The organism is Sandaracinobacter neustonicus (genome assembly GCF_006385875.1).
Taxonomy (GTDB): domain Bacteria; phylum Pseudomonadota; class Alphaproteobacteria; order Sphingomonadales; family Sphingomonadaceae; genus Sandaracinobacteroides; species Sandaracinobacteroides neustonicus.
Map to the genome: position 1 here is coordinate 138,276 of NZ_VFSU01000019.1, position 18,080 is coordinate 156,355.

Here is an 18,080-nt window from a genome sequence, read left to right on the forward strand (position 1 = left end):
GCCTCACTGCGGAGTTTCCGCCGCTGCCCCCTCCTCGCTTTGTTCGTCCACCGTGTCCCCGTCTCTCCGGCTGGCAACGCCGGACGCGGCCCGCCCGGCGGCAACCCCGGCCGCAGGCACTGCCGTGACGCCGCCGACAGCGACGGACGCCGCAGCCGGAACCGCCACCCGCGCAGCGCTGCCCGCCACCTGCCCCACCGCCTGAACCGGGGCCGTCACCACCTGCTTTGGGCTGCACGCGGTCAGCGCCAGCGCGATCAGCAGCAACCCTGCGCGCGAAATCATCGCCTGCCTCTTTCCTTTGCCCGAATTCCGGACATTGTTCGTGCGCGCGCGGGAACTTTCGATCAACCGGATTGTTCACCGCGAGACATGGGGAGAGGAAGGAATTTCCATGACGGACGCCGCAAACCTGCCGACGCCGAAGCTGACGCCGCACCTGTGCGTGGCGGGCGCATCGGACGCCATCGATTTCTACACCCGCGCGCTGGGGGCCACGGAGTTGTTCCGGCTGCCCGGGCCGGACGGGCGGCTGATGCACGCTTCGCTGCTGGTGAACGGGGCGATGCTGATGCTGAACGATGAATATCCCGAAATGGGCGGGCTGGGGCCGAAGGCGCGCGGCGGCACATCGGTGACGATGCACCTGCATGTGCCCGATGTGGACGCCGCCGTGGCGCGCGCGGTGGATGCGGGCGCGCGGCTGGTGATGCCGGTGGCGGACATGTTCTGGGGAGACCGTTACGGCCTGATCGAAGACCCGTTCGGCCACCAATGGTCATTCGCGACCCCGGTTCGCAGCGTCTCCCCCGAAGAGATGCAGGAAGCTGTCAGCAAGATGGGGGGCTGAGGATGGCGCGCGATCTGATGCCCTGCCTGTGGTTCGCGGGCGAAGCGCTGGAGGCGGCGGAACATTATGTCGCCACCATCCCCGGCAGCCGGATCGACCGGATCATGCGCGGCCCCGACGGCGCGGCAATACTCGTCAATTTCACGCTGGCCGGAAAGCCGGTGATGGCGCTGAACGGCAACCCCTCTCCGGGTTTTGTCGATGCCAGCTCCATGGTGATCAGCTGCGAAGGGCAGGCCGAGCTGGATCATGTGTGGGACGGGCTGCTGGCGGGTGGCTCGACCAAGGCCTGCGGCTGGCTGGCGGATCGCTATGGCGTGGCATGGCAGGTGGTGCCCGACAATCTGCCTGCCCTGCTGGACCCGGCGGACCCTGTTGCCGTCGGCCGGGTGATGCAGGCAGTGCAATCGATGATCAAGCTGGATATCGCGGCGATGGAAGCCGCACGCAGGGGAGACGGAGAATGACTTACGTGGACGGATTCGTGCTGGCGGTGCCGACAGCGAACAAGGCGCTTTACAAGGCGCATGCCGAAGGCACCATCGACCTGTTCCGCCGCTATGGCGCGCTGAAGATGGTGGAGACATGGGGCGTGGACGTGCCCGATGGCGAAGTGACGAGCTTCCCCATGGCGGTGAAGCTGAAGCCCGACGAAACCGTGGTGTTTTCATGGATCATCTGGCCCGACAAGGCCACGCGCGACAAGGCATGGGCGGAGATGACCAGCGACCCGGACATGGCGGCGATGGTCGAGATCCCATTCGACGGCAAGCGCATGATCTTCGGCGCGTTCGAGCCGCTGATGGAGGTGACGCTTGGCTGAAATTCCCTTCGATCCGGCGTTGGATCTGAAACTGGTGCGCGACGTCGAAGCCTCGCCAGAGGCGCTGTGGCGCGGCTGGACGGACGTGGACCTGCTGAAGCAATGGTTCTGTCCCAAGCCATGGCGGGTGATCCATGCCGAGCTGGACCTGCGGCCCGGCGGAATCTTTCACTCCGTAATGCAAGGCCCGAACGGCGAGCGCCATGAAGGGCCACCCGGCTGCTATCTGGAGGTGGTGCCGCACAGCCGCCTCAGCTGGACCGACGCGCTGGGGCCGGGCTTCCGCCCGAACGCGCAGAGCTTCATGTCTGCCACCATCGGCTTCGATCCTCTGCCCGGCGGCAGCACCCGCTATACGGCCGTTGCCTATCACGCCACCGCAGAGACGCGGCAGACGCATCTGGAGATGGGCTTTGAAGCCGGATGGAACGCAGCGCTGGATCAGTTGCTGGAGTTGCTGGGGCCATCGGCTGACAAGGGGTGACCCCCAGCGCCGCAGGCATCAAATCCCGAACGCGCAAGCTGAAAGCAGCGCGCGACGCAAACTTAGAAGATTGCCAAGGAAATCATTTCCTTGGCCCGCCGGAGGCAAATATCAGCCCTTCGCAGCACCGGCCCAGCGCTCCAGCGTTTCGGCGAAAGCGGGGAAGCCTTTCTCCAGCGCGGCCCCGCCCTCGCCTGTCGGCTGGCCGCCCGCATCCAGCGCGAGGGAGATTTGCCCGACGCTGAGGCCGGTGGGCATGATCAGCATGCCCTGCGTGGCGAGCGTGGGGTGCCATGCGGCATAGGATTTCGCCCCGCCGAAGCGGCCTGCGGAGTAACTGGCGATGGCCGCCGGGCGGCCGCCCCATTGAGGCAGGACGAAGGTATCGACCAGATTCTTCAGCCCCGGCTGCACGCCGGAATTATATTCGCCCGCCACGAAGACGAAGCCGTCCGCTTCCGTGATGCGTTTCGCCAGCGCGGCCATGGCGGGCGGGGCCTCGCCGGGCGGGTAATCGCTGAAGCGCTTGTCCAGCATGGGCAGGCCCACGGCCTTCGCATCCACCAGTTCCGCCTTATGCCCGCGCGCGGAGAGGTTGCGGACGAGATAATCCGCCAGCCGGATTCCCAGCCGCCCCTCGCGATAGGAACCGTAAAAGACAAGCAGGTCGAGGCTCATGGGTCAGGCTCCTTGTCGCGGATCAATCCAGCAGCGGATCGTAATTCGCGGCCACCACCGCCTGCAACTGCGGAAGCGCATCGACATCCGCCGCGATGGCGGACAGGTGCGGAGCCTCGGCACCGAACCATGCCCGGCCCGGACGCCAGCGCGTCATCACCGCCAGATAAATGTCGATGGCGGAAAAGCGCGGCCCAAGGAACCATGGCGCGCCCGCCGCCGCTTCCATCTGCGCCCAGAGCCGCTTTTCATAGGCGTTCACGGCGACGCGGAACGGCTTCTGCGCACCCTCTGTCGAGACGAAGCGGGCGGGATCGTCGGCATAGGTGAAGCAGGGATAGATGTTGGCGACGAGGAAGATCAGCCAGCGCAGGAAGTCGGCGCGTTCGGGCGCGGCAGGCCCCGGAACCAGCGTGTCCGAACCCGTAAGATCGGCCAGCCACAGGGTGATCGCGGCACTTTCAGTCAACACCCGGCCATCGTCCAGCAGCAAGGTCGGGATCTGGCCCAGCGGATTGTGCCGCTCCACTATCGCCCGCCCCGACGGGGACTGGAACAGGTCTTCCACGTCCAGCGGCTCGAACGGCAGGCCATAGACGGCCAGCTGATATTCGATCAGCGCAGACCCCCAACCAGCGCGGCGAAACAGTTTCATGCGCGCGGCTTCAGCACATCGGCGTAAAGGTCCGGCTTGAACCCCGCCAGCAGCACGCCCTCCCCTTCCAGCACCGGACGCTTGATACAGGAGGGATGCGCCAGCATCAGCGCGATGGCCTTCGCCTCGTCCAGATTTTCCCGTTCGGCCTCCGGCAGCTTGCGGAAGGTGGTGCCCGCGCGGTTCAGCAGCTTCTCCCAGCCCAGCGCCGCGCACCAGCGTTCAAGGCCGGCACGATCCACGCGGGAAACCTTATAGTCATGAAAGGCATAGGAAATCCCCGCATCGTCCAGCCATGCGCGGGCTTTCTTCATCGTGTCGCAGTTGCGGATTCCGTAGATCGTCAGCGCCATCCGCCTGTCCTTGCCCGTGTGGCTGCCGGGTTTAGGGCAGGTGGCCGCGCCGGGCAATCACGGGATCAACCGCTTCACGATGAACTCTGCGGCTTCGTCTGGTGTAACCTGTGTTGTGTCGATGTGGAGGTCTGGGTTTATGGGTGGTTCGTAGGGGCTGTCTATTCCGGTGAAGTTTTTGAGTTTGCCTTCGCGGGCCTTTCGATAGAGGCCTTTGACGTCGCGTTCTTCGGCGACGCTGAGTGGCGTGTCGATATGCACTTCCACGAACTCGCCCGGTGCCATCATCTGCCGCACCATGTCGCGCTCTGCCCGGAACGGGGAGATGAACGCGGTGATCACGATCAGCCCGGCGTCGGTCATGAGCCGGGCCACTTCGCCGACGCGGCGGATGTTTTCGATACGGTCGGCTTCCGTAAACCCGAGATCCCGGTTCAGCCCGTGGCGGACATTGTCCCCATCCAGCAGGAAGGTGTGGCGGTTCATCCGCGCCAGCTTCTTCTCGACCAAGTTGGCGATGGTGGATTTGCCCGCGCCGGACAGACCCGTCAGCCAGACGACCGCCGGCCTCTGGTTCTTGAGGGTGGCGTGGTGGTCGCGGCTGATGTCGGTGGCCTGCCAGTGGACATTCTGCGCGCGGCGAAGCGAGAAGTGCAGCATGCCGGCCGCGACCGTGGCGTTCGACATCTTGTCGATCAGGATGAACCCGCCAAGGTCGCGGGCTGCAGCATAGGGTTCGAAGACGATAGGGCGGTCTGTCGCCAGCGTGACCACACCGATGGCGTTCAGATCCAGCGTCTTCGCCGCCAGATGCTCCATCGTGTTGACGTTCACCTGATATTTGGGGGGCTGGACGGTGGCGGAGACCGTCTGGGTGCCGAGCTTCAGCCAGTAGGAGCGGCCGGGGACCAGTTCCTGTTCGTCCATCCAGACAAGGGTGGCTTCGAACTGGCCGGAGACCTCCGGCGGATTGTCGGCAACAGCGATGACGTCGCCGCGCGAGCAGTCCACCTCGTCGGCAAGGGTGAGCGTTATGGACTGGCCGGCGACCGCCTGCGGGAGATCGCCATCGAAGGCGACGATGCGGGCGACCTTTGTGACCTTGCCGGAGGGGAGGATGCGGACAGGGTCACCCGGCTTTATGCTGCCCGAGGCGATCAGCCCGGAGAAGCCGCGGAAGTCGAGATTGGGGCGGTTGACCCATTGCACGGCCATGCGGAACGGGCGGGCCTGATCGTCGGTGGTATCGACCTCGACGGTTTCGAGATGGTGGATGAGACTGGGGCCGCTGTACCATGGCGTGTTGGGGCTGGGGCCGGTGATGTTGTCGCCCCTGAAGCCGGAGATGGGGATGGCGGTGAACTGCTCAATGCCGATGCTGGTGGCAAAGGCGCGGTAATCCGCCACGATCTCGTTAAAACGCGCCTGATCATAACCGACCAGATCCATCTTGTTCACCGCCAGCACGATGTGGCGGATGCCGATCAGATGCGCCAGATAGCTGTGCCGCCGCGTCTGCGTCAGCACGCCCTTGCGCGCGTCGATCAGGATCACCGCAAGGTCCGCGGTCGACGCACCCGTCACCATGTTGCGGGTATATTGTTCGTGGCCCGGCGTATCGGCGACGATGAACTTGCGCTTTTCCGTGGAGAAGTAGCGGTAGGCGACGTCGATGGTGATGCCCTGCTCCCGCTCGGCAGCAAGCCCGTCCACCAGCAGCGCGAAGTCGATCTCGCCGCCTTGCGTGCCCACCCGCTTGCTGTCCGCCTCCAGCGCGGCCAGCTGATCCTCGAAGATCATCTTCGAATCGTAAAGCAGCCGCCCGATCAGCGTGGACTTGCCATCGTCCACCGATCCGCAGGTGATGAAGCGCAGCATCGACTTGTGCTGGTGGAGGTCAAGATAGGCGTCGATGTCCTCGGCGATGAGGGTGTCGACCTTGTACTGGCTTTCAGTGGCTGGTGTGGCGGCCATCAGAAGTAGCCCTCCTGCTTTTTCTTCTCCATGCCGGCACCGCCCGCGTCCTTGTCGATGGCGCGGCCCTGCCGCTCGCTCGTGGTGGTGAGCAGCATTTCCTGAATGACGTCGCTGAGCGTCGCCGCCTCGCTTTCCACCGCGCCGGTCAGCGGATAGCAGCCCAGCGTGCGGAAGCGGATGGAGCGCTGGATGGGGGTTTCGCCCGGCGCCAGCGGGAAGCGATCATCATCCACCATCAGCAGCATGCCGTCGCGCTCCACCGTGGGGCGCTTCGCCGCGAAGTAGAGCGGGACGATGGGAATGTCGTTCAGCTGGATATATTGCCAGATGTCCAGCTCCGTCCAGTTGCTGATGGGGAAGACGCGGATGCTCTCCCCCTTCGCCTTATGGACGTTGTAGAGGTTCCACAGCTCCGGCCGCTGGTTCTTGGGATCCCAGCGGTGGGTGGCGGAGCGGAAGGAGAAGATGCGCTCCTTGGCGCGGCTCTTCTCCTCGTCACGCCGCGCCCCGCCAAAGGCCGCGTCAAAGCCATATTGATCCAGCGCCTGCTTCAGCCCCTCCGTCTTCCACATGTCCGTGTGCAGCGGACCATGATCAAAGGGGTTGATGCCGCGCGCCTCAGCCTCCGGGTTGCGATAGACCAGCAGCTCCATGCCGCTTTCCACCGCCATCCGATCCCGCAAGGCATACATGTCACGGAACTTCCATGTGGTATCCACATGCAGCAACGGAAACGGCGGAGGCGAAGGATAAAATGCCTTGCGCGCCAAATGCAGCATCACCGCCGAATCCTTGCCCACCGAATAAAGCATCACCGGCTTTTCGCATTCAGCAACCACCTCGCGCAGAATATGAATACTCTCAGACTCCAAACGCTCAAGATGAGTTAGAGGCTGCTTGTCGACCATGGATGCGTCACTCCTTGCTTCGGCCTGCCCTAGCGAAAACTCTTGCAACCAGAGCCTCCCATATGGGAGGGTAATCGGCGATGACCTTGGCCCGCACAGATCAGAGGGAGTTGCTGGGCGTGCTGCACGCCGCCGCAACCGAGGGGCCAGCGGGCATCTCCGCTTTCCTCGAACGCGTCCGGCGGCGGGTGGGCGCAGCCTCTGCCCTGCTGATCGAGCGGCGGGCGCATGGCGAATGGCTGGAACGGCGCGCGGATGCCGCGCATCTGCCGCCCGCCCCCGCACCGGAGCATCGGCTGCTGCTGAACCTGCGGCCGGAACGGCTCTATACGCTGGCCGAAGCCGCGCCCGAAGCAGTGGGGGCCGGGCGGATCATCCGCTCCCGCAGCAGCAGTGGAGATCAGTGGCTGGTCGCGCTCAACGCGGAGGACAGGTTCGACGCCGCCGACGGCACGCTGATGTCAGACCTCGCGCCGCACATCGCCATCGCCTGCGAAACCGCCGCCCGGCTGGAGGAGGCCCGCGCCGACCTCGCGCTGGCCCGCATCGCGCTGGCGCGCGCCGGGGTCGGCTGGGCGCTGATGGACCGGGGCGGGCATGTGATCGCCGGAGACACGCCGCCCACCGGCCAGCCCCGCGCCGCCTTCGCAGACACCGCCGAGGGCCGAAACGGCGTGGTGGCGGGCGGCCTGATCTCCGTCCGCCCACCGCCCGACGAGCAGCGCGGCGCGGCGCTGGCGCTGTTCCGCACCGGCCGGGTGCCGGATGATGCCGTGCCCGCCTTCGCCGCCAGCCACAGCGTGCCCCCCAGCGAGGCAAGGCTGGCCGTCGCGCTGGCACTGGGCGATTCCATCGAACAGGCCGCCGCCCGGCTGGGGCTGAGCCTTGAAACGGCGCGCTATTACTCCAAGCGCCTCTACGCCGCGACCGGCGCGCGCGGGCAGGCCGATCTCGTCCGCCTGTTCTGGCAGGGCATCGCCGCGCTCGCCTGAACGCGGCGGCTTACTCCCACTCGATCGTGCCGGGCGGCTTGGAGGTGTAGTCGTACACCACGCGGTTAATGCCGCGCACCTCGTTGACGATGCGGGTGGCGACCCGGCTGAGGAAGGCGGGTTCGAACGGGTAAATATCTGCCGTCATGCCATCCACGCTGGTCACGGCGCGCAGCGCGCAGACGCGGTCATAGGTGCGGCCGTCGCCCATTACACCCACGGTGCGCACCGGCAGCAACACGGCGAAGGCCTGCCAGATCGCGTCGTAAAGGCCCGCCGCGCGGATTTCCTCCAGATAGATGGCGTCGGCCAACCGCAGGATGTCGCACGCCTCTTTGGTGACTTCGCCGGGGATGCGGATGCCCAGCCCCGGCCCCGGGAAGGGGTGGCGGCCCACGAATACTTCGGGGAGGCCCAGTTCGCGGCCCAGTGCGCGCACTTCATCCTTGAACAATTCGCGTAAGGGTTCCACCAGCGCCATATCCATACGCTCGGGCAGGCCGCCGACATTGTGGTGGCTCTTGATCGTCACGCTGGGGCCGCCGATGAAGCTGACGCTTTCGATCACATCCGGGTAGAGCGTGCCTTGCGCCAGGAATTTCGCGCCGCCGATCTTCTTTGCCTCGGCCTCGAACAGGTCGATGAAGGCCTTGCCGATAAACTTGCGCTTGGCTTCCGGATCGGTGACGCCCGCGAGGCCCGAAAGGAACATCGCTTCCGCATCCACATGCACCAGCGGGATGTTGTAATGGTCGCGGAACAGGGTGACGACCTGTTCGGCCTCGTGCAGGCGCATCAGGCCATGATCGACGAACACGCAGGTGAGTTGTTCACCGATGGCTTCGTGGATCAGCACGGCGGCGACCGCGGAGTCGACACCGCCGGAGAGGCCGCAGATCACCTTGCCCGTGCCCACCTGCGCGCGGATTTCGGCGATCTTGGTTTCGCGGAAGCTGGCCATGCTCCACACCGGGCTGGCCCCGGCCACACGCAGCACGAAATTCTCGATCAGCGCCCGGCCGTCCGGCGTGTGGACGACTTCGGGGTGGAACTGCACACCATAGAAGCCGCGCGCCTCGTCGGCGATGAAGGCAAAGGGCGCACCGTCTGAACGGGCGACGACTTCGAACCCGTCCGGCAGGCTGTCCACCCGGTCGCCGTGGCTCATCCACACCAGATGTTGCGCGCCGTCTGTCCAGACGCCGTCGAACAGGCGGCAGGGGGCAGTGACCTTCACTTCGGCGCGGCCGAATTCACGCGTGCGGCCCGGCGAAACCTGCCCGCCCAGCGCCTTCACCATCGCTTGCTGGCCATAGCAGATGCCCAGCACCGGCACGCCCGCTTCCAGCACGTCGCCGGGCAATTCGGGCGAGCCGCCTTCCGTCACGCTGGCCGGGCCGCCCGACAGGATGATGGCCTTCGGATGCAGCCGCTCCAGCGCGGCCTTCGCCGCATGAAAGGGCACCACCTCGCAATAGACATGCGCTTCGCGCACGCGGCGGGCGATCAACTGGGTCACCTGGCTCCCGAAGTCGAGAATCAGGATGGTGTTGGCGGCGGCTTCGGCAGAGACTGACATGGCGAGCCCTTAAAGCAGGCCACGGGCTTCAACAAGCTGGGAGCAGCAGGCCATGGCGAAAACCCCGCCGGCGCCCGGCACGCGGGTGGCACCTGATCGCAGATCAGTCGGTGGAAGCGGCGATCTTGCCCAGTACGGCCTTCCACTCCGGCGTCAGCGGTGCAGGACGGCGGGTTGCGCGATCGACATACACATGCACGAAGAAACCCTGCGCGGCCGGCTGAGGACTGCCCTTCACGAACAGGCCGATTTCATAGCGCACGGAGCTGTTGCCGATCTTGGTTGCAACGATCCCCGCCTGCACTTCCTCGGGAAAGGCCACGGGGCGGGCATAGGTGCAGCCGGTTTCCACCACCAACCCGATCAGCGGTCCGCGCTCGATGTCCAGCAGGCCATGCTCCACCAGCCAGGCGTTCACCGCAGTATCGAAGAAGCTGTAATAGACGACGTTGTTCACATGGCCATAAACGTCATTGTCCATCCAGCGGGTGGCGATGGCCCGCCAGGCGCGATACTCCCCTCGCTTCCGAAGCTGTGCCCGTTCCGCCATGCATCCCCCTGCCCTGCTACTGTTCCAGCGGGACTCGTTAACCCATCAGACAAACGAATGGCACTGCCAATCCGGCCATCCGGCGATTTTTCCGGTCAGCTTCGCTCCGCAATCATCGACTTGGGGAGAAGCAGCACACGCTCGAATCGGTGCCTGGCATCCGGGAAAAGATACCGAAAACGTGTCCGCTCCAGCAGCACCACATTGTCGACGTGGCGCATCGCATGGGCGACATCTTTCGGCGGCGAACTCCAGCCGACCTTCATGCTGCGCTGCGCCTTCAAACGCAGGCTTTCGGGCAGCCAGTGGTAGAATGGAAGGCGAGGCGAATGCGGGTCAATCGGAAAGCCGGCATAAGGCGTCTGCACATAATAGGCGGGCGCCAGCCGCCGGACCTCGCCGGCGAAGGCCATCATTTCAGGAAAACGCCCCACATGCTCGATGACGGAGTTGCTGTGGACGAGGTCGAAACTATTGTCGGCATAGCCATTCAGATCGCAGGCGTTGCCGGTTTCCGCCCGCAGCCGACCGCCGCCGTCTGCCGCATCGATCCCCAACTCGCTTTCGACATAGTTGATGCAGGTGACGATGATATCGTTCTGCTCCAGAAAATCGATGCCGACGCGATTCCAATAGGCAAAGGTTCCACCAAGGTCGGCTATTCGAAAGGGACCATCAGGCCTGCGCGCAGCCTTCACCTTCGACAGGAAGGCCCGCAAATCCTGATTGCGCCCATCTCGGAAGCGGGAGGACATTCCGTCGAGCCATTTTCCGTGCCCACTTTTCGTATCCGCCATCCGACACCCCTCATTTCCGATACCCCGCCCTTGTGCGCAAGTAAAAGGGCGGGCTGAACAATGTCCAGCCCGCCCTGTCAGAAATTCAAGCTGAATCAGATCGCCTGCTATTCCGAAGCTTCGACCGGGCCCGAATCCAGACCCTTGGCGCTGACGTCACGGTCGACGAACTCGATCACGGCCATGGCGGCCTGATCGGAAGGGCGGAAACCGGCCTTCAGCACGCGCACATAACCGCCGGGGCGGCCAGCGTAACGCGGGGCCAGCACGTCGAACAGCTTCTTCAGCTGCGCATCGTCCTGCAGGCGGGCATCAGCCAGACGGCGATTGGAAAGGCCGCCCTTCTTGGCGAGCGTCACCAGCTTTTCGATATAGGGGCGAAGTTCCTTCGCCTTGGGCAACGTGGTGGTGATCTGCTCATGCTTGATCAGCGAAGCCGACATGTTCTTCAGCATCGCCATGCGATGTTCGGTGGTCCGGCCAAGCTTCCGGTGAGCAACCTTATGACGCATAATCCAGTCTCCGTTCGTAAAGGGGCCGTTTCAGGTACCCCAGTCCCCGCTCATTTGGCCCTGAGCGTTTCGGGCTTTTGCCCCGAGGCCTGAAGCCCCGGGGCATTGTTCGATCAAAACCACTGCTCGAGCTTCTTCGCCAGATCTTCGATATTCTCGGGCGGCCATCCGGGGATGTCCATGCCAAGGCGAAGACCCATGGAAGCCAGAACTTCCTTGATTTCGTTCAGGCTCTTGCGGCCGAAGTTCGGCGTCCGGAGCATTTCCGGTTCCGACTTCTGCACCAGATCGCCGATGTAGATGATGTTGTCGTTCTTCAGGCAGTTGGCCGAACGGACGCTGAGTTCCAGCTCGTCCACCTTCTTCAGAAGGTTGCGATTCATCATCACGTCAGTCGGAGCTTCTTCCGCAACGCCGCCGGCCACCGGGGTGGCTGCGACCGGGCGGGCGGCCGGCTCTTCGAAGTTGATGAACAACTGCAACTGATCCTGAAGGATGCGCGCGGCATAACCCACGGCATCTTCCGGGGCCACCGAGCCATCGGTTTCCACCGTCAGCGTCAGCTTGTCGTAATCAAGGTCCTGGCCGACGCGGGTCGGTTCCACCTTGTAGGCGACCTGCCGCACCGGGGCATAGAGCGCGTCCACCGGGATCAGCCCGATCGGCGCATCTGCCGGACGGTTCTGCGCGGCGGGCACATAGCCCTTCCCCGTGTGCACCGTCAGTTCCATGTTGAAGGTCGCGCCGTCGTCCAGCGTGCAGATCACGAGATCCGGGTTGGAAATCTCGATATCGCCCGTCACCGCGATCTGGCCGGCCGTGACTTCGCCGGGGCCGGAAGCGGAGAGGGACAGGCGCTTCACCTGTTCACCCTGCATCTTCACGACGACCTGCTTCACGTTCAGCACGATGTCGGTCACGTCCTCGCGCACGCCGGGCAGCGAGGAAAATTCATGGAGAGCGCCGTCGATCTTGATCGCCGTCACTGCCGCGCCTTGCAGGCTCGACAGCAGCACGCGCCGCAGCGCGTTGCCCAGAGTGAGGCCAAAGCCGCGCTCCAGCGGTTCCGCCACGAACAGCTTCTTGCTTGCCGTTCCGCCAGCCTTCACGTCCAGCGCGTTCGGCTTCTTCAGTTCCTGCCAGTTCTTCGCATAGGCTGCTGACACGATGTTCTCACCTTTGCCTTGGCGCGAAGGCCCGTCGGCCGTGCGCACTGTGTTTCGTGCCCCTCAGGCGGTTCCTGGCTGTCCCCGTGGGGTTAGCAGAACCGCTGTCGCGCGGGTGGTGGGCACCACCCGCGCGAAACTGCGAAATCGTCAGACCCGGCGACGCTTCGGCGGACGCACCCCGTTGTGCGGGATCGACGTCACGTCGCGGATCGCCGTGATCTGGAAGCCGACGGCCTGCAGCGCGCGCAGAGCGGATTCGCGGCCCGAACCCGGGCCCTTCACTTCCACTTCCAGCGTGCGGACGCCATGTTCGGCGGCCTTCTTGCCCGCGTCTTCCGCCGCCACCTGAGCGGCGTACGGCGTGGACTTGCGGCTTCCCTTGAAGCCCATCGTTCCGGCGCTGGACCAGGCAATCGCATTGCCCTGCGCATCGGTGATGGTGATCATGGTGTTGTTGAAGCTGGCGTTCACATGCGCGACGCCGGCCGTGATGTTCTTGCGCTCGCGGCGCTTCAGCCTTTCGGGTGCGCGTGCCATTACTTCTTCTTCCCTGCGATCGGCTTCGCCTTACCCTTGCGGGTGCGGGCGTTGGTGTGGGTGCGCTGGCCGCGAACGGGCAGGCCCTTGCGGTGACGCAGGCCGCGATAGCAGGCCAGGTCCATCAGGCGCTTGATCGCCATCGCGTTGTCGCGGCGAAGATCGCCTTCCACCGTGTAATCGCGGTCGATCGTTTCGCGGATCGCCAGCACTTCGGCGTCCGTCAGGTCCTGCACGCGACGCTCAGGCGGGAAGCCGAGCTTGGCGGTGATTTCCTTGGCGCTGGTGCGGCCGATTCCGTGAATGTAGGTCAGCGCGATTTCCACGCGCTTGTTGGTGGGGATATTGACCCCTGCGATACGTGCCACAAACTGCTCCTGCTCCACGGCGCGCCTTGGGCTGGGCGCTCCATCTCGTTGCGTTGCCGCCTTCGCCGCAAATGTGAAACCGGCCGCCCGGCATGAATCGGGGCAACGGCTGCACGCTGGCGGGAATCGGAAGAGGCGTCGCTATAGAGGACGCGCGCTGCTGTCAAGGGCGCGCAACCGAAAATCCATCAACTGTCAAGCCTGTTTCGCAGGCTCCGCTGTCGCCCCATCGAGGATGGCGGCGATCGCGGCCGTCACCACGTCCATCTCCGCCATGCCGTCCACGTGACGAACCAGCCCGCGCGCGGCATAGATGGGAAGGATCGGCGCGGTCTTCGCCCGATATTCCGCCATGCGCGTGCGCACGGTTTCCTCATTGTCGTCCGGGCGGCGCTTGAATTCGGTGCTGCCGCACTTGTCGCACACGCCCGTCAGCTTCGTCGGCTTGTAACGGTCGTGATAGCCTTCGCCGCATTGCGCGCAGGTGAAGCGGCCGGTGATGCGATCCACCAGCGCATCTTCATCCACCACCAGCTCGATCACATAGCCCAGCTTGCGGCCGCGCGTGCCCAGCAGGCTGTCCAGCAGCTCCGCCTGTTTCTCCGTGCGCGGATAGCCGTCGAAGATCACGCCTTTGTCCAGTGGGATGCCGTCCAGATGCTCGCCAAGGATCTCGGCCATCAGTTCGTCGGGGAACAGCTTGCCGGCCTTCATGATCTCGTCGGCGAGCTTGCCCACCTCGGTTCCGGCCTTCACCGCCGCCCGCAGAATATCCCCTGTGGACAGCTGCACCATGCCCCGGCTTTCCACCAGCCGACTGGCCTGCGTGCCCTTGCCCGCACCCGGAGGCCCGAGCAGGATGATGTTGGTGGCGTCTGTTCCCCCCGTAATCGTCAACGTCGTCCCCCCGTCCGCAGCTTCGCCTTCTTGATCAGGCCTTCATACTGGTGCGCCAGCAGATGGCCCTGAATCTGGGCGACCGTGTCCATCGTCACGTTCACCACAATCAGCAGCGACGTGCCCCCCAGATAAAAGGGAATTGCCATCTGACTGATCAGGAATTCCGGGAGAAGACAGACCAAGGTCAGGTAAGCCGCGCCGATCACGGTGATGCGGGTCAGCACGAAGTCGAGATATTGCGAGGTTTTCTCACCCGGGCGGATGCCGGGGACGAACCCACCCTGCTTCTTCAGATTTTCCGCCGTCTCGTCCGGGTTGAACACCACGGCGGTGTAGAAGAAGCTGAAGAAGATGATGCCGCCCGCATAGAGCGCCATGTAGAGCGGTGCGCCATGTTGCAGCGAGGTGGTCACGGTCAGCAGCCAGTCCGGCCCGCCTTCCTGCCCCATGAACTGCGCGATGGTCAGCGGCAGCAGCAGCAGCGACGAGGCGAAGATCGGCGGAATCACGCCCGCCGTGTTCAGCTTCAGCGGCAGGTGGCTGCTGTCGCCCTGGAACATGCGGTTGCCCACCTGACGCTTCGGATACTGGATCGGCACCCGGCGCTGCGCCCGCTCCATCAGGCAGATGAAAGCGACAACGCCGAGGCCGACGATCAGCACGGCAAGGATGAAGCCGCCCGAAATGGCGCCGGTGCGGCCCTGTTCGAACAGCCCGCCGATGGCCACGGGCACCTGCGCGACGATCCCGGCCATGATGATCAGCGAAATGCCGTTGCCGATGCCCCGGCTGGTGATCTGCTCGCCCAGCCACATCAGGAACAGCGTGCCGCCCAGCAGGGTGATGATGGTGGAAATGCGGAAGAACCAGCCCGGATCGATCACGGCGGAAATGCCCGAGGACGCCCCCCAGCTTTCAAGGCCCACGGCGATGCCATAGCCCTGGAATATGGTGAGCAGCACGGTGCCGAAGCGGGTATATTGGTTCAGCTTCTTGCGGCCGCTCTCGCCCTCTTTCTTCAGCGCCTTCCACGGTTCGTAGATGGAGCCCATCAGCTGCACCACGATGGAGGCGGTGATATAGGGCATGATCCCCAGCGCGATGATCGACATCCGCTGCAGCGCGCCGCCCGAGAACATGTTGAAGAAGTCCAGCATGCCGCCGGTGGTCCGGCTGAACAGATCGGACAGCGACTGCGGATCGATGCCGGGCAGCGGCACGAACGAGCAGAGCCGGAAAACGATCAGAGCGCCCACGGTAAACCACAGGCGCTTCTTCAGGTCGGTCGCCTTCGAGAAGTTGGCGAAACTCAGATTCTGGGCAAGGGAGTCGGCGGCTGTCGCCATGGTCTCATCCTGTCTGGGGCCGTTACCTGCTCAGAGCCGGCAAGAGGCACGCCGTGATCGCTGTCCCGGAAGACGGGGAGCGCCACATCGGGATGGGATGTAGGCGCTGGCCCCCTTCTTGAAAAGACGTCTTGAAAAGGCGTCTTGGGAAGGCCGAAGCTTAGGCTTCGGCCGCAACCTTTTTCGCGGGCAGCGTGACGCTGCCGCCAGCAGCTTCCACAGCCGCCTTGGCGGAGCCGGTGACACCTGCCACATGCAGGTCCAGCTTGGTCTTCAGTTCACCCTTGCCCAGCAGACGCACACCGTCCTTGGGCTGGTTCACGAGACCGGCGGCTTGCAGCGCAGCCAGATCGACCGGCTTCGAAGCGTCGAGACGACCGGCTTCCACTGCGCGTTGCAGCGCGCCGATGTTCACTTCGCTGAACTCAGCCCGGTTCGGCTTGTTGAAGCCGCGCTTCGGCAGACGCATGTGCAGCGGCATCTGGCCGCCTTCGAAGCCCTTGATGGCCACGCCCGAACGGCTCTTCTGGCCCTTCTGGCCACGACCGCTGGTCTTGCCGAGGCCGGAGCCGATACCGCGGCCAACGCGTACGCGGTCAACGCGGGCGCCGGGGTTGTCGTTGATTTCGTTCAGCTTGGTCATTGCACTCGCTTTCGCTTGGTTCGCGCTGTCTTGAGAAGGGCCTCCCACCGCCCCGCTCCCCCGCCCAACCGCCCGACATTCTCATGCTTGGGGCGGTTGGGCGGGGGAGCGGGGCGGTGGGAGGCTACGGCCGGAAGGCCGCTGGAAAGGCGCTCAGCCCTCCACCTTCACCATATGTTGCACCTTGGCGATCATGCCGCGCACCTCGGGGGTGTCCTGCAGTTCACGCGTCCGGTTCATCTTGTTCAGGCCCAGGCCGATCAGGGTCGCGCGCTGGTCCTTGGTGCGGCGGATCGGCGAACCGGTCTGCGTCACCTTAATCGTCTTTGCGTCAGCCATTGTCACTCTCCTCAGGCGACAACCGCGTCGGCGTCGGCCGCGGCCTGAGCCGGGCTGATGTCGCCGCGACGGGCCAGCAGGTCCGCCACCTTCTTGCCGCGCCGTTGAGCAACCGTCCGGGGGGAGGTTTGCTCTTCCAGCGCTGCGAAGGTCGCACGCACCATGTTGTAGGGGTTGTTGGAACCGGTCGACTTGGAGACCACGTCGGCCACGCCCAGCGATTCGAACACGGCGCGCATCGGGCCACCGGCGATGATGCCCGTCCCGGCGGTCGCCGAGCGGACATGCACCTTGCCGGCACCGAAATGGCCATAGCCATCATGGTGCAGCGTGCGGCCTTCGCGCAGCGGCACGCGGATCATCGCCTTCTTGGCAGCCGCAGTCGCCTTGGAAATGGCTTCCGGCACTTCGCGCGCCTTGCCATGGCCAAAGCCCACGCGACCCTTGCCATCGCCCACCACGACGAGTGCCGCAAAGCCGAAGCGCTTGCCGCCCTTCACCGTCTTGGAGACGCGGTTGATGTGCACGAGCTTTTCGATCAGCTCTTCGCCTTCGCTCTCAGCCGCGCGCGGTTCGCGACGGCGACGGTCGCCATCACGGCCACCCCGTTCGCCACCACGGCCACGGCCGCCCTGACCGCCGCCGGGGCCGCCACGGCCACGGCCGCGACGCTCTTCCTGCGGAGCCGCTTCGGCGCCGGGCGCCTGGGTATCGATCACGTCGTCAGCCATATCAGAACTCCAATCCGCCTTCGCGGGCGGCATCGGCCAGCGCCTTGACCCGGCCGTGGAAAATGAAGCCGCCACGGTCGAACACGACCTTGGAGACACCCGCCGCCTTGGCGCGTTCAGCCAGCAGCTTGCCGATGCTGGCAGCAGCCGCAACCGTCGCGCCGGTGCCGGCGAAATCCTTTTCGAGCGTCGAGGCGGCAGCCAGCGTCTTGCCGGCCGCGTCGTCGATCACCTGCGCATAGATATGCTGCTGCGACCGATGCACGGACAGGCGAGGACGGCCACCGGCCTTGGCGACGAGGGCGGTGCGCACGCGGCGACGCCGGGCCTCGAACTGGGAAAGATGCTTCACCATTACTTCTTCTTCCCTTCCTTGCGGAAGATGAACTCGCCGCGATACTTGATGCCCTTGCCCTTATAGGGTTCCGGCTTCCGCCAGCGGCGGATTTCAGCGGCGACCTGGCCGACCTTCTGCCGGTCGGAACCGGAGATTTCGACGGTGGTCTGATCCGGCGTCTTGATCGTGATCCCGTCCGGAATCTCGTAGTTGACGTCGTGGCTGTAGCCCAGTTGCAGCTTCAGGGTCTTGCCCTGAACGCTGGCACGATAGCCGACACCGGTGATTTCCAACACCTTGGTGAAGCCGTCGGAGACGCCCACCACAAGGTTGGAAACCAGCGTGCGCTGCATGCCCCAGAAGGCGCGCGCACGCTTGGTGGCGTTCGCCGGGTTCACCCGGATCTCACCCGCTTCAATCGCATAGGCGATGTCGTCGGCCATCGGCATGGAGAGGGTGCCCTTCGGGCCCTTCACCTCGATGATGCCGCCGTCGATCGAGGCCTGCACACCGGCAGGAATCGCGACGGGCTTCTTTCCAATGCGGCTCATG

At 64.8% G+C, this 18,080-nt stretch carries 25 protein-coding genes; 5 read left to right on the plus strand and 20 right to left on the minus strand.

Going from position 1 to position 18,080, the window contains the following annotated elements:
* Window positions 1-3 precede the first annotated feature (3 nt).
* Window positions 4-285, minus strand: coding sequence for a hypothetical protein (locus FJQ54_RS06845; protein ID WP_140927666.1), 282 nt, complete (start codon window positions 283-285; stop codon window positions 4-6).
* A 109-nt stretch (window positions 286-394) separates the two neighbouring features.
* Between FJQ54_RS06845 and FJQ54_RS06850 the strand changes: the two genes are divergently transcribed.
* From FJQ54_RS06850 to FJQ54_RS06865, 4 genes are read left to right on the plus strand one after another with little or no spacing between them, the layout of a single operon-like run.
* A complete protein-coding gene (locus FJQ54_RS06850) occupies window positions 395-850 on the plus strand; it encodes a VOC family protein (RefSeq protein ID WP_140927667.1) in 456 nt (151 codons plus the stop codon).
* Between the two features lie 2 nt (window positions 851-852).
* Window positions 853-1,317 carry a VOC family protein gene (locus tag FJQ54_RS06855; protein ID WP_207790380.1) on the plus strand — a complete coding sequence of 155 codons (465 nt, stop codon included), beginning with the start codon at window positions 853-855 and terminating at the stop codon, window positions 1,315-1,317.
* Window positions 1,314-1,673: a DUF1428 domain-containing protein gene (locus tag FJQ54_RS06860; protein WP_140927668.1), complete on the plus strand. Its 360-nt coding sequence runs from the start codon at window positions 1,314-1,316 to the stop codon at window positions 1,671-1,673. The genes FJQ54_RS06855 and FJQ54_RS06860 overlap by 4 nt, the downstream gene beginning before the upstream one ends.
* Window positions 1,666-2,157: an SRPBCC family protein gene (locus FJQ54_RS06865; RefSeq protein ID WP_181160025.1), complete on the plus strand. Its 492-nt coding sequence runs from the start codon at window positions 1,666-1,668 to the stop codon at window positions 2,155-2,157. Before FJQ54_RS06860 ends, FJQ54_RS06865 begins: the two co-directional genes overlap by 8 nt.
* Before the next feature lie 111 nt (window positions 2,158-2,268).
* Here FJQ54_RS06865 and FJQ54_RS06870 read toward each other — a convergent pair whose 3' ends face one another.
* From FJQ54_RS06870 to cysD, 5 genes are read right to left on the minus strand one after another with little or no spacing between them, the layout of a single operon-like run.
* Window positions 2,269-2,835: an NADPH-dependent FMN reductase gene (locus tag FJQ54_RS06870; protein WP_140927669.1), complete on the minus strand. Its 567-nt coding sequence runs from the start codon at window positions 2,833-2,835 to the stop codon at window positions 2,269-2,271.
* Between the two features lie 22 nt (window positions 2,836-2,857).
* Window positions 2,858-3,490, minus strand: coding sequence for a glutathione S-transferase family protein (locus FJQ54_RS06875; RefSeq protein ID WP_140927670.1), 633 nt, complete (start codon window positions 3,488-3,490; stop codon window positions 2,858-2,860).
* Window positions 3,487-3,843 (minus strand): ArsC family reductase, encoded by a 357-nt coding sequence (locus FJQ54_RS06880; RefSeq protein ID WP_140927671.1) that lies wholly within the window; start codon window positions 3,841-3,843, stop codon window positions 3,487-3,489. The genes FJQ54_RS06875 and FJQ54_RS06880 overlap by 4 nt, the downstream gene beginning before the upstream one ends.
* A gap of 57 nt (window positions 3,844-3,900) precedes the next feature.
* Entirely contained in the window at window positions 3,901-5,817 is a 1,917-nt protein-coding gene (gene cysN / locus FJQ54_RS06885; RefSeq protein ID WP_140927672.1) for a sulfate adenylyltransferase subunit CysN, read from the minus strand.
* On the minus strand, window positions 5,817-6,776 hold the full coding sequence (gene cysD, locus FJQ54_RS06890; protein ID WP_268920565.1) for a sulfate adenylyltransferase subunit CysD: 960 nt from the start codon (window positions 6,774-6,776) through the stop codon (window positions 5,817-5,819). Before cysD ends, cysN begins: the two co-directional genes overlap by 1 nt.
* Before the next feature lie 32 nt (window positions 6,777-6,808).
* On the opposite strand from cysD, the gene FJQ54_RS06895 reads away from it, so the two are divergent.
* On the plus strand, window positions 6,809-7,720 hold the full coding sequence (locus FJQ54_RS06895; protein ID WP_140927674.1) for a helix-turn-helix transcriptional regulator: 912 nt from the start codon (window positions 6,809-6,811) through the stop codon (window positions 7,718-7,720).
* Window positions 7,721-7,730: 10 nt separating this feature from the next.
* Here the strand turns inward: FJQ54_RS06895 and guaA are convergent, their stop codons facing one another.
* The 14 genes from guaA to rplF all read right to left on the minus strand — a co-directional run bounded on the left by guaA (window position 7,731) and on the right by rplF (window position 18,079).
* Window positions 7,731-9,299 carry a glutamine-hydrolyzing GMP synthase gene (guaA, locus tag FJQ54_RS06900; RefSeq protein WP_140927675.1) on the minus strand — a complete coding sequence of 523 codons (1,569 nt, stop codon included), beginning with the start codon at window positions 9,297-9,299 and terminating at the stop codon, window positions 7,731-7,733.
* A 103-nt stretch (window positions 9,300-9,402) separates the two neighbouring features.
* A complete protein-coding gene (locus FJQ54_RS06905; RefSeq protein ID WP_140927676.1) occupies window positions 9,403-9,849 on the minus strand; it encodes an acyl-CoA thioesterase in 447 nt (148 codons plus the stop codon).
* Between the two features lie 95 nt (window positions 9,850-9,944).
* Window positions 9,945-10,646 (minus strand): class I SAM-dependent methyltransferase, encoded by a 702-nt coding sequence (locus tag FJQ54_RS06910; protein ID WP_140927677.1) that lies wholly within the window; start codon window positions 10,644-10,646, stop codon window positions 9,945-9,947.
* A gap of 107 nt (window positions 10,647-10,753) precedes the next feature.
* The gene (gene rplQ / locus FJQ54_RS06915) at window positions 10,754-11,158 is read right to left on the minus strand and encodes a 50S ribosomal protein L17 (RefSeq protein WP_140927678.1); all 405 of its coding nucleotides are present in this window, start codon (window positions 11,156-11,158) and stop codon (window positions 10,754-10,756) included.
* A gap of 113 nt (window positions 11,159-11,271) precedes the next feature.
* Window positions 11,272-12,324 (minus strand): DNA-directed RNA polymerase subunit alpha, encoded by a 1,053-nt coding sequence (locus FJQ54_RS06920; protein ID WP_140927679.1) that lies wholly within the window; start codon window positions 12,322-12,324, stop codon window positions 11,272-11,274.
* A gap of 150 nt (window positions 12,325-12,474) precedes the next feature.
* The gene (gene rpsK / locus FJQ54_RS06925; RefSeq protein WP_140927680.1) at window positions 12,475-12,864 is read right to left on the minus strand and encodes a 30S ribosomal protein S11; all 390 of its coding nucleotides are present in this window, start codon (window positions 12,862-12,864) and stop codon (window positions 12,475-12,477) included.
* Entirely contained in the window at window positions 12,864-13,232 is a 369-nt protein-coding gene (rpsM, locus tag FJQ54_RS06930) for a 30S ribosomal protein S13 (RefSeq protein ID WP_140927681.1), read from the minus strand. The genes rpsK and rpsM overlap by 1 nt, the downstream gene beginning before the upstream one ends.
* A 195-nt stretch (window positions 13,233-13,427) precedes the next feature.
* Window positions 13,428-14,123, minus strand: a complete 696-nt coding sequence (locus FJQ54_RS06935) for an adenylate kinase (RefSeq protein WP_140927751.1) — start codon at window positions 14,121-14,123, stop codon at window positions 13,428-13,430.
* Between the two features lie 2 nt (window positions 14,124-14,125).
* Complete coding sequence (secY, locus tag FJQ54_RS06940; RefSeq protein ID WP_140927682.1) at window positions 14,126-15,478, minus strand: preprotein translocase subunit SecY; 1,353 nt, start codon at window positions 15,476-15,478, stop codon at window positions 14,126-14,128.
* A 160-nt stretch (window positions 15,479-15,638) separates the two neighbouring features.
* Window positions 15,639-16,121: a 50S ribosomal protein L15 gene (gene rplO, locus FJQ54_RS06945; RefSeq protein WP_140927683.1), complete on the minus strand. Its 483-nt coding sequence runs from the start codon at window positions 16,119-16,121 to the stop codon at window positions 15,639-15,641.
* A 153-nt stretch (window positions 16,122-16,274) separates the two neighbouring features.
* Entirely contained in the window at window positions 16,275-16,460 is a 186-nt protein-coding gene (rpmD, locus tag FJQ54_RS06950; RefSeq protein WP_140927684.1) for a 50S ribosomal protein L30, read from the minus strand.
* 11 nt (window positions 16,461-16,471) lie between these two features.
* Window positions 16,472-17,191 carry a 30S ribosomal protein S5 gene (gene rpsE / locus FJQ54_RS06955; protein ID WP_140927685.1) on the minus strand — a complete coding sequence of 240 codons (720 nt, stop codon included), beginning with the start codon at window positions 17,189-17,191 and terminating at the stop codon, window positions 16,472-16,474.
* A gap of 1 nt (window position 17,192) precedes the next feature.
* Window positions 17,193-17,543, minus strand: coding sequence for a 50S ribosomal protein L18 (gene rplR, locus FJQ54_RS06960; protein WP_235890349.1), 351 nt, complete (start codon window positions 17,541-17,543; stop codon window positions 17,193-17,195).
* A gap of 2 nt (window positions 17,544-17,545) precedes the next feature.
* The gene (rplF, locus tag FJQ54_RS06965) at window positions 17,546-18,079 is read right to left on the minus strand and encodes a 50S ribosomal protein L6 (protein WP_140927687.1); all 534 of its coding nucleotides are present in this window, start codon (window positions 18,077-18,079) and stop codon (window positions 17,546-17,548) included.
* Between the last annotated feature and the right edge of the window lies 1 nt (window position 18,080).

What these genes read in the sequence shown, in the direction of transcription:
- rpmD (WP_140927684.1), bottom strand. Translation starts at nt 16,460, where the DNA reads ATGGCTGACGCAAAGACGATTAAGGTGACGCAGACCGGTTCGCCGATC.
- FJQ54_RS06870 (WP_140927669.1), bottom strand. Translation starts at nt 2,835, where the DNA reads ATGAGCCTCGACCTGCTTGTCTTTTACGGTTCCTATCGCGAGGGGCGG.
- FJQ54_RS06850 (WP_140927667.1), top strand. Translation starts at nt 395, where the DNA reads ATGACGGACGCCGCAAACCTGCCGACGCCGAAGCTGACGCCGCACCTG.
- FJQ54_RS06895 (WP_140927674.1), top strand. Translation starts at nt 6,809, where the DNA reads ATGACCTTGGCCCGCACAGATCAGAGGGAGTTGCTGGGCGTGCTGCAC.
- rpsK (WP_140927680.1), bottom strand. Translation starts at nt 12,864, where the DNA reads ATGGCACGCGCACCCGAAAGGCTGAAGCGCCGCGAGCGCAAGAACATC.
- FJQ54_RS06855 (WP_207790380.1), top strand. Translation starts at nt 853, where the DNA reads ATGGCGCGCGATCTGATGCCCTGCCTGTGGTTCGCGGGCGAAGCGCTG.
- FJQ54_RS06845 (WP_140927666.1), bottom strand. Translation starts at nt 285, where the DNA reads ATGATTTCGCGCGCAGGGTTGCTGCTGATCGCGCTGGCGCTGACCGCG.
- guaA (WP_140927675.1), bottom strand. Translation starts at nt 9,299, where the DNA reads ATGTCAGTCTCTGCCGAAGCCGCCGCCAACACCATCCTGATTCTCGAC.
- FJQ54_RS06905 (WP_140927676.1), bottom strand. Translation starts at nt 9,849, where the DNA reads ATGGCGGAACGGGCACAGCTTCGGAAGCGAGGGGAGTATCGCGCCTGG.
- rpsE (WP_140927685.1), bottom strand. Translation starts at nt 17,191, where the DNA reads ATGGCTGACGACGTGATCGATACCCAGGCGCCCGGCGCCGAAGCGGCT.
- FJQ54_RS06860 (WP_140927668.1), top strand. Translation starts at nt 1,314, where the DNA reads ATGACTTACGTGGACGGATTCGTGCTGGCGGTGCCGACAGCGAACAAG.
- secY (WP_140927682.1), bottom strand. Translation starts at nt 15,478, where the DNA reads ATGGCGACAGCCGCCGACTCCCTTGCCCAGAATCTGAGTTTCGCCAAC.
- rplF (WP_140927687.1), bottom strand. Translation starts at nt 18,079, where the DNA reads ATGAGCCGCATTGGAAAGAAGCCCGTCGCGATTCCTGCCGGTGTGCAG.
- rplO (WP_140927683.1), bottom strand. Translation starts at nt 16,121, where the DNA reads ATGACCAAGCTGAACGAAATCAACGACAACCCCGGCGCCCGCGTTGAC.
- FJQ54_RS06910 (WP_140927677.1), bottom strand. Translation starts at nt 10,646, where the DNA reads ATGGCGGATACGAAAAGTGGGCACGGAAAATGGCTCGACGGAATGTCC.
- rplQ (WP_140927678.1), bottom strand. Translation starts at nt 11,158, where the DNA reads ATGCGTCATAAGGTTGCTCACCGGAAGCTTGGCCGGACCACCGAACAT.
- FJQ54_RS06875 (WP_140927670.1), bottom strand. Translation starts at nt 3,490, where the DNA reads ATGAAACTGTTTCGCCGCGCTGGTTGGGGGTCTGCGCTGATCGAATAT.
- FJQ54_RS06880 (WP_140927671.1), bottom strand. Translation starts at nt 3,843, where the DNA reads ATGGCGCTGACGATCTACGGAATCCGCAACTGCGACACGATGAAGAAA.
- cysN (WP_140927672.1), bottom strand. Translation starts at nt 5,817, where the DNA reads ATGGCCGCCACACCAGCCACTGAAAGCCAGTACAAGGTCGACACCCTC.